This window comes from Pseudobacillus badius, from assembly GCF_002189605.1.
GTDB lineage: Bacteria > Bacillota > Bacilli > Bacillales > Domibacillaceae > Pseudobacillus > Pseudobacillus badius.
Genome location: NZ_MWMM01000002.1, coordinates 614949 through 622661 on the forward strand (window position 1 = coordinate 614949; position 7713 = coordinate 622661).

9 protein-coding genes are annotated in these 7713 nt (G+C 42.8%); 2 read left to right on the forward strand and 7 right to left on the reverse strand.

Annotated features, from left to right (window positions below; translation table 11 throughout):
• Positions 1-2: 2 nt before the first annotated feature.
• The 3 genes from B1A98_RS06185 to B1A98_RS06195 all read right to left on the reverse strand — a co-directional run bounded on the left by B1A98_RS06185 (position 3) and on the right by B1A98_RS06195 (position 3644).
• The gene (locus B1A98_RS06185) at positions 3-536 is read right to left on the reverse strand and encodes an MFS transporter (protein WP_063385405.1); all 534 of its coding nucleotides are present in this window, start codon (positions 534-536) and stop codon (positions 3-5) included.
• Complete coding sequence (locus tag B1A98_RS06190; protein ID WP_063385404.1) at positions 533-1969, reverse strand: FAD-binding oxidoreductase; 1437 nt, start codon at positions 1967-1969, stop codon at positions 533-535. Before B1A98_RS06190 ends, B1A98_RS06185 begins: the two co-directional genes overlap by 4 nt.
• 226 nt (positions 1970-2195) lie before the next feature.
• Positions 2196-3644, reverse strand: coding sequence for an N-acetylmuramoyl-L-alanine amidase (locus B1A98_RS06195; RefSeq protein ID WP_063385403.1), 1449 nt, complete (start codon positions 3642-3644; stop codon positions 2196-2198).
• 243 nt (positions 3645-3887) lie between these two features.
• Here B1A98_RS06195 and B1A98_RS06200 point away from each other — a divergent pair, with 243 nt between their 5' ends.
• The gene (locus B1A98_RS06200; RefSeq protein WP_063385402.1) at positions 3888-4031 is read left to right on the forward strand and encodes an acid-soluble spore protein N; all 144 of its coding nucleotides are present in this window, start codon (positions 3888-3890) and stop codon (positions 4029-4031) included.
• A gap of 56 nt (positions 4032-4087) precedes the next feature.
• Here B1A98_RS06200 and B1A98_RS06205 read toward each other — a convergent pair whose 3' ends face one another.
• The gene (locus B1A98_RS06205) at positions 4088-4906 is read right to left on the reverse strand and encodes a squalene/phytoene synthase family protein (protein ID WP_063385401.1); all 819 of its coding nucleotides are present in this window, start codon (positions 4904-4906) and stop codon (positions 4088-4090) included.
• 361 nt (positions 4907-5267) lie between these two features.
• Between B1A98_RS06205 and B1A98_RS06210 the strand changes: the two genes are divergently transcribed.
• The gene (locus tag B1A98_RS06210; RefSeq protein WP_063385400.1) at positions 5268-6290 is read left to right on the forward strand and encodes an AI-2E family transporter; all 1023 of its coding nucleotides are present in this window, start codon (positions 5268-5270) and stop codon (positions 6288-6290) included.
• Positions 6291-6346: 56 nt separating this feature from the next.
• Here the strand turns inward: B1A98_RS06210 and B1A98_RS06215 are convergent, their stop codons facing one another.
• The 3 genes from B1A98_RS06215 to B1A98_RS06225 all read right to left on the reverse strand — a co-directional run.
• Positions 6347-6559 (reverse strand): hypothetical protein, encoded by a 213-nt coding sequence (locus tag B1A98_RS06215; protein ID WP_063385399.1) that lies wholly within the window; start codon positions 6557-6559, stop codon positions 6347-6349.
• A 54-nt stretch (positions 6560-6613) separates the two neighbouring features.
• Positions 6614-7114 (reverse strand): DUF1648 domain-containing protein, encoded by a 501-nt coding sequence (locus B1A98_RS06220; RefSeq protein WP_063385398.1) that lies wholly within the window; start codon positions 7112-7114, stop codon positions 6614-6616.
• Between the two features lie 107 nt (positions 7115-7221).
• Positions 7222-7713, reverse strand: a 492-nt coding sequence (locus B1A98_RS06225; RefSeq protein WP_206602711.1) for a hypothetical protein, incomplete at its 5' end; no start/stop codon positions are given.

The window sequence follows — 7713 nt, forward strand, 5'->3', positions numbered from 1 at the left end:
AATTAAGGCTTTTGTTTCCATAACATCCATCCGCTGATCACATACACGATCGAAGCCAGATAGAAGATCGTTCCGATTGTGAGAAAGTCAACAATATAGCCGGTTAGAATAACCGCAATGGCCGCTGCGATAGATGTCCATGTATGATAATGACCGATTTGCCTTCCGGCCGTTTCCTTCGCAACATAGCGGGCGAGTGACGTTTTTTCAGTATTTTTCTGCAAGGCGCCCAAAAGCCCCATAACGATTTGCAATATGTACACTTGCCATACTTGATCAACCAGCGGGAAAAACAACAGAATGACAGCCGTCCCCCACGTATACGTAACAAGCAGCACTTTGTCGCCCAAATGATCAGCCATCTTTCCGATCATTGGATAGGCTAGTGCAGATGTTAACGCAAATAAACCGTATGCCCATCCAAATTGCGCATAACTATCGCCTGCGTTTCGCAACAGCAGGACGTAAAAGGGAAAAATCATGCTGCCGGCCATCATAATTAAGCTTTGTCCCCATATAAACTGGCGGAAATTCATCTTCCATACTCCTCATAGAAAAAATTCATAAAGCGTTCATCCGGATCGTACCTTCTTTTCATCTGAAAAAATTCTTTGCTGCGCGGATATGCACGGTGCAATTGTCTTTTATCCGGATAAGAATAATAGGGCAAATAGTAGCTGCCATCGTGTGCAAGCGTGACATCAATCATTTTTCTAATGACCGTTTCTGTATGCCGTCTGTCCGCTGGCGACGTTCCTTGATTAATCAGCAAAACCAGCGCAAACATGTCTGCTTTGGCATAGGACAACAAAGCCTGTTCATCTTTCTCCACATAACGGACTGTAATATTCAGCAAGTTAAACTTCTCTTCCTGCTGCAGCACTTCCCGCAGGTCATCAATGTAGTCAGTAAATTCATTGACGGGAACAAAATATTCCTGCAGCACCTCGGTCCGGCTGCTGCTCTCGTATTCCATGAATGCTGTTTCCGATCTCATGACATTGTTTCTGGTCTCAAGCTTGCCATTTCCCCGCTCCATATACATTCGCTGCAGCTCCCAAAACTTATCCTTTCCCCAATCACTATAACGCGACAGGCCCAGCAGCAGCTTAGGCGCAGCAATGATTCGATCTTTTTTCAACTGACTGTAGCCGGTCCGGTCATGCTTGCTGGCCGCCTTTGTCCAATTTGTTACATACATCTCCCGCAAAAAACTATCAGGCGCTACCGAGATCCGGGCAAGATGCATTTTAACCTGCGGCTGATCGGCTGCTTTACGAAAGTAGGACGTATATTCCTTGTAATCTATCACTCTCGTATGCGTTTCATATAATTCATCCTCTGCCAATGTAAGGGTGATGTCCAGAATGATCCCGAACAGGCCGTAACCCCCGATGACGAGCGGAAACAGCTCTTTATTCTCTTCTCTGCTGACGTTAATGATTTTGCCCTCAGGCGTTAACAGCCGAAAAGATTCAACCGTGTCAATTAACGAACCGTAGCGAATGTCCCGTCCATGGACGTTGACGCTGAGCGAGCCGCCGACAGTGAAGATATTCTGTGATTGCATCACTTTGACAGCGAGCCCATAAGGATTAATCCGCTGCTGAATATCGTCCCAGGTCGCTCCGCTTTGTACAGTAATCGTCCGCTGTTTAGGATCAAAACGCAGAATTTTATTGTACTTCTTCATATCAATCATGATCGCATTCGGATAATATGTATGGCCTCCCTGGCTATGCTGCATGCCGGCAATGGACAGCTTGCTGTCTGTGTCATTTGCCTTGCGGACAATTTTTTGCAGCTGTTCTTCTCCTTCTGCCTGTTGGATGCTTTTTACCGCTGTAGGCAGCAGCCGGCCGGCATCATTGGCGAGCGGGCGGGAAAAGTGCTGGTTATGCATATAGGCAGAGCTTGCAAACAGCACACTATATCCAATTAAAAAAGAAATGATTGCTTTTTTTCCCATAAGCCCTCCGGAAAAAATTGTCTGTTTTTGTCCCATCTATCATTTAACACTATTTTACTTTTTAATTAAAATTTGGTTATTTCCCTTATTATGCATGAATCCGGCAAGTTTTTCTATCATTATTTTTCAGGAAATAAAGTCGAGAAACGGCTGATCACCTTATAAAAAAAGAAGCTGCTCAACGAGCCGGCATCTTGCCGCTGTTGAATAGCTTCTTGATTTTAGATTATTTTGCTGCGCTATAAAGGGAGTCCACTTGATAGCCTTTAGCTTTATAGTAGTCTAGAATTCCAAGATAAAGCGCTTTGGCCGCTTGTGTACGCCAGTAATCTGACTTCAGCTTTTCATTGTCCTTTGCATTATCAATGAATCCAAGCTCAGCAAGCGCAGCCGGCATGCTGTTGTATTTGATTACATAATAACCGTATGGTTTGACTCCGCGGTTTTTCAACTGTAAAGCATCAAGCATCCGCTGTTGAATTTTTGTGGCTAGCAGTTTGCTGTCAGACACATAAGGGTTAGCGGCTGCTGATGAATAATAATAGGTTTCTGTGCCGTTGCCCGCTCCGTTGCTGGCATTTGCATGAATGCTGACAAAGACATTGCCGTTTTTGCTTTTAGCAAACTTCGTGCGGTCTGATAAGGACGGGAACGTATCGCCGGTACGGGTCATATACACTTTAAATGGTGTTTTCTTGAATAATTCATTTGTTTTTAATCCAGTATCCAGCACAACATCCTTTTCGCGCAAGTTAAAGCCTGAGGCGCCAGGATCAGTGCCGCCGTGTCCAGGATCAAGAATGATTACTTGATTGGCAAGCCGCGGATCGGCATTGCCGATGGTGCCTGGGTTACTGCCACTGTCATCCCCGCCCGGCCGGCTGTTACTGGCTTCTTCTGTATTTCGCAAATAGCTTTTATGGACAAAACCAGTGCCATTAGCTGATTGAATATAAACCCAGCTGCCAACTTCATGGCTGCTTACTACTTTTACATCTTTTTGCAGAGAAGCACTTTTGCTGTACTTCGTAGACGGGCCTGTACGGACATTTAAATTGTTTGTATTCACCCAAAATGTTTGTTTGAAGCTTGCCGTATGCTTCGCGCGAAATTCAGGATTGATTGCACGGGCAAGAAACACAGAAAAGTCTACACGAGTAATTTGTTTGTCCGATCCAAATGTGCCATCTTCCATTCCGCTTGCAATTCCGCGGGATGTTAACGCTTTGGCTGCCCCGGACAGGCTGCCTCCAAACTCATAGCCGAACGCTCTTGACATCATGACAGCCATTTCGCCGCGTGTGACGTCTTTATTAGGAAGAAATCTTCCGCCGCTGTAGCCTGACAGAATTCCTTTATCAACTGCTGATTGAATATAACCGGAGGAAGGATTGCTTGCTGCTACATCCTTAAAAACCGTCTGCTTCTGTTTTCCATCTAATTGCAGGGCACGCGCAATAAACGTCGCTGCTTCCGCTCTTGTCACGATTGTATCAGGGGCAAAGATTGTTGCAGATGAACCAGTGGCAATTCCCCCTTCCGCCAGATAATTTACTTCTTTTAATGCCCGCTTAGGCACATCGGTGAAACCGCTTGCCTGGGCTGTCGTATGAAATCCAAATAGAGGAAGAATAAAGCAAAACGCCAGCGTCAAAATAATTGAACTCTTTCTCACAAGTGTATCTCCCTTCACAAAATTTACCATTTATATTCTAGCATATAATATGTCTGCTAAACATACAAAATTCGACTCTTATTGTATTCTTCGGTAAAAAAGGCTAAATATATAGGTTTCTCGACTTCTTGTAATGATAAAAATATTTTTGTAATGTTTTTGTAATAAAATATCCTGAAGTGACGCCGGTATAAATATTTCCTCCTGTTTTGGCAAAGCTATCATCGAAAGGAGGGATAGACAATGACTAAGCCGAGAACAAGCAGAAATCAATTTGCCTCAAACCGCACTGGTTCTCCTCCTACTTCCTTCGAAGGAAACAAAGGAAAAAAGATGCAGGATACATCAGGAAAGCATGCGCAAGTGATCCAGACGAAAGGCGAGTAATCTCTTGGTTCACAAAAAAAGACAGGAAGCTGCCGTAACAGCCTCCTGTCTTTTTTTCATTTTTCTATTACTTGGCTCACCATCTCTGTGACCTCTGCTCTGCTCATTTTTTCTTTTCCTTTTTCCAAAGCAGACAGTGTGCCGTGAGCAAGGGCCAAAGGGATTTTGCAGAAGTTAAGAATCGATCCCGGCTGGATATCTTCTATGTAACGATCAGCCATGGCCAAGTTGCGTTTTGCGTAGCTGAACATGTCCTCTAATTCCCAGCCTTCAGGAAAAAAGCTGACACCCCGCTCGCGATCCTCCACATGATTGCGGAGAATATTAACCGACTGCAAGCCGCGCCCGTAAGCAATCGCTAATTGTTTATCGGTTTCAGTGCCATCATGCCACTTCCAAATATCAGAAAGCATAACACCCACGAGCCCGGCAACATAATACGTATAATCATCTAAGTCTTGCTCGTCCTTCACTTCCCAGCCTTTCATCGCCCAGTCAGCCATGCCTTTTGCCATAATTGATGTCGCCTGTAAAACCGTATCGGCTGCTGTCTCTGGACAATACTCAATCCAATCCGCCAGCCGCAAAGTCACCTCCGGCAAAAAGGCCCGATGCGGCGCAACAATAGACTCAAAGCTTTCCCGGCTGAACGGTCCTTCCAAGATCTCGCTGATAGAATTCAGCAGCTCGCTTTTCAACGCTGGCTGAAGTTCCGGATGGTCTTCAATTTCGTCGATCGCTCTCATGCATAAATAAGCTGCTGCTACCGCTTCCTGTACGCCCGGATCAAGTTGGCTGATCGGAATAAAAAACGTTCTGCTCGTTTCTTTCAGTACATTGATCGCATCTCTTTGTAATTCATTTCTTTCGCTCATCTGTTGATGCCTCCTACTATTTTCACGGTCACCCACTAAATGTTTTTAGAAACCTGATAGTATTTTCACTGATAACAGTATTTTAACATAAAAGAACCGCTTCTCCTTATATTTGATTTTCAAATCCTCAATCTGTTAATTTATAGGACAGTTTCTGTCCTCCTTCAAAAGAATGCTTTGCACATTTGCTTGCAGAACTCCAGAAAAACGCGTGATTGATCATGCAGCAGAATTTATTTCTTTGTCATTCTTAGAAAAACTTCCTTAAGTACTTGTAAACTTTTGATGGCAAGTTAATAATAAAAATAAAGAAGAACAAATGTATGAACAGATAAGAAACTTGCTAAGGAGTCGTAGTGGAATGGATGAGATCAAGGGGTTTTTTCAAAGAACAGGAGTTAAGCGCTTTCTTATTGCCGCTTTAATTATACTGATTTTATATTTAATGAGAAGCATGATTAATTTAATCTTATTTACGTTTATTTTTGCTTTTTTAATGGACCGTCTCGTAGAGTTTACAGCTAAGCACATCCCGTTGAACCGCAAGCTTCTTGTTTTATGCATGTATTCCCTCATTGTTACTTTATTAACATTTGGGCTCGTGAAATACCTGCCTATTATTACTGTAGAAATTGGCCAGCTGATCAAGCGTATTACCGCGTTTTATGCCCAGCCGCACGACAATGTTTTTATGAACTATATTGAAGAGGTCATCTCCAGCGACCAAATTGCTGCTTATTTAGAAAATGGCGTATCTTTTCTGATTAAATCTTTTAGTGACATCAGCAAAACGAGCATCAATATCCTCATATCGCTAATCCTGAGCTTGTTTTTCCTGCTAGAAAAACCGCGCTTGCAGGAGTTCACACAGAAATTTAAGCATAGTAAAGTTGCCCCCTTTTATTATGAAATTGAGTATTTCGGAAGAAAGTTTACTCGCACATTCGGCAAAGTTATTGAAGCACAATTTATTATCGCCTTTATTAATTGCATACTGTCGGTTATTGCATTGATGATTTTAGGTTTTCAGCAAATCTTCGGATTGGCCATTATGATTTTCTTTTTGGGGCTCATTCCTGTTGCTGGAGTGATTCTTTCACTCGTCCCGCTTTGCTTGATTGCTTATACGATTGGCGGGTTCATTAAAGTCATCTATGTTATCATTGCGATCGCCATTATCCATGCGATTGAAGCGTATATTTTAAATCCGAAGCTGATGTCTTCAAAAACAGATCTGCCCGTCTTCTATACGTTTGTCGTGCTGATCTTCTCTGAGCATTTCTTCGGCGTCTGGGGACTGATCATCGGTATCCCGGTATTTGTCTTCCTGCTGGATGTACTAGAAGTGACCAATAAAGACACAGCGCCTCTTCCTCCATACTAACAGCAGCTTTGCAGCCTGTCCTGAAGACAGGCTGCTTTTTTTAAGCGACTAAGTCTTTACTCCAAGTCTTTTGATTGCGCTGCTGCTTTGATCAATTCCCCAAGCTTCTCGTTTCTCTCTCGGTCGAGCTTGATTTTCGTGTTCATAAACTGGAGCGTCTTCATCACAAAATAGATGCCGAGACTCATAAAAATAATATTTATAATAATCGGCCAGAATGTGAAGAAAACGATCAGTCCATCTGATGCAAACAATGTGTCATTAAGCATGAATATTCCTCCTGTCCTACTAGTCGATCCTGTTTACAAGAAAGAGCAGCGCGGCTAGACTCTTTTCCTGCTGATTTTATAATTCCGGTAAAGAAAAACACCCATTGTGCCAAAAACAACGATGAGAAAGACAGGAAGCTCAAAATATCCTAACCCTGCTTCATTGCCGCGCGACCATTGCACACTTTGCCAGCTAGTATACACAAGAAAAATAATAATTTCGCTTTTCATTACATTAAGCATAGCCCGTGTATTCATAAACAGCTGTTCTTTATTTTCTTCCGTTAAGTTAGGAATATTATAAAGGTGCGGCATTCTTTCCAGTGCGGTCATCACCCCCCATAACAGAAAAGCGATGAAAGGAAGAAACCAGACCATTCCCTTGCCTCCCCAGCCATCTGCTTCTCCTTTCGCATTAAAATGAATCGGTACTTGCCCGGGGAGTTCCTTCCATTGAACAAGTAAATAAATGATATTAATGATAATGAAAGCGAACGACACAAACGTAGACACTTTCTCAAATGTTCTTTTTTCCTGCTGACTATCTGTATTCACTCAATCGCTCCTTCATAACTGTTCTTTCTTAACAAGCGCTTCTTAATTCTAAGGGCTCTGTAAACCCATCATATCCTTTGTCTTCACTGATCTGATTACCTGCTTTTTCATTCAGCCTCTGTCATCCTCAAAATGAACTCTTCGATGATTGGCCAGTTCCTTATCCAGATAAGCATTCGGACAATATGAAACGGAGCGGCCAGTACGATTACAAACAGAATAAGAAAAAACAAGGCAATGCCGACAAACTTCATCTTGCCCGCTTCCTTGTAAAGGATGGCCTTATAACCGGCGAGCACTCCTCCAAGCATAAAGAGCAGGCTGACAGCAAACAAATACTCCACAAAATCGGTAAGGAGAAAAGAAAGTCCGGCAAATACCGCTCCAATTAAGGTAAAGAGGACTGACGACAAACTATAGATTTGCATATGTTCACCTTTTTTCTTAATTATACCAATTATTCCTCCCTTTGGGTATTGCTGCAAATAAAAACCACCCGCAGCATGAACTGCACCCCAATTGTTAGACACAGCTAACAATTGGAGGTGCAGTTTTTCTATGACCAAATATTCATTACAAACTAAATTAAATGCCGTCCA

Coding starts and splice junctions, on each gene's coding strand:
- B1A98_RS06200 (WP_063385402.1), top strand. CDS start 3,888: ATGACTAAGCCGAGAACAAGCAGAAATCAATTTGCCTCAAACCGCACT.
- B1A98_RS06215 (WP_063385399.1), bottom strand. CDS start 6,559: ATGCTTAATGACACATTGTTTGCATCAGATGGACTGATCGTTTTCTTC.
- B1A98_RS06205 (WP_063385401.1), bottom strand. CDS start 4,906: ATGAGCGAAAGAAATGAATTACAAAGAGATGCGATCAATGTACTGAAA.
- B1A98_RS06210 (WP_063385400.1), top strand. CDS start 5,268: ATGGATGAGATCAAGGGGTTTTTTCAAAGAACAGGAGTTAAGCGCTTT.
- B1A98_RS06185 (WP_063385405.1), bottom strand. CDS start 536: ATGAATTTCCGCCAGTTTATATGGGGACAAAGCTTAATTATGATGGCC.
- B1A98_RS06190 (WP_063385404.1), bottom strand. CDS start 1,969: ATGGGAAAAAAAGCAATCATTTCTTTTTTAATTGGATATAGTGTGCTG.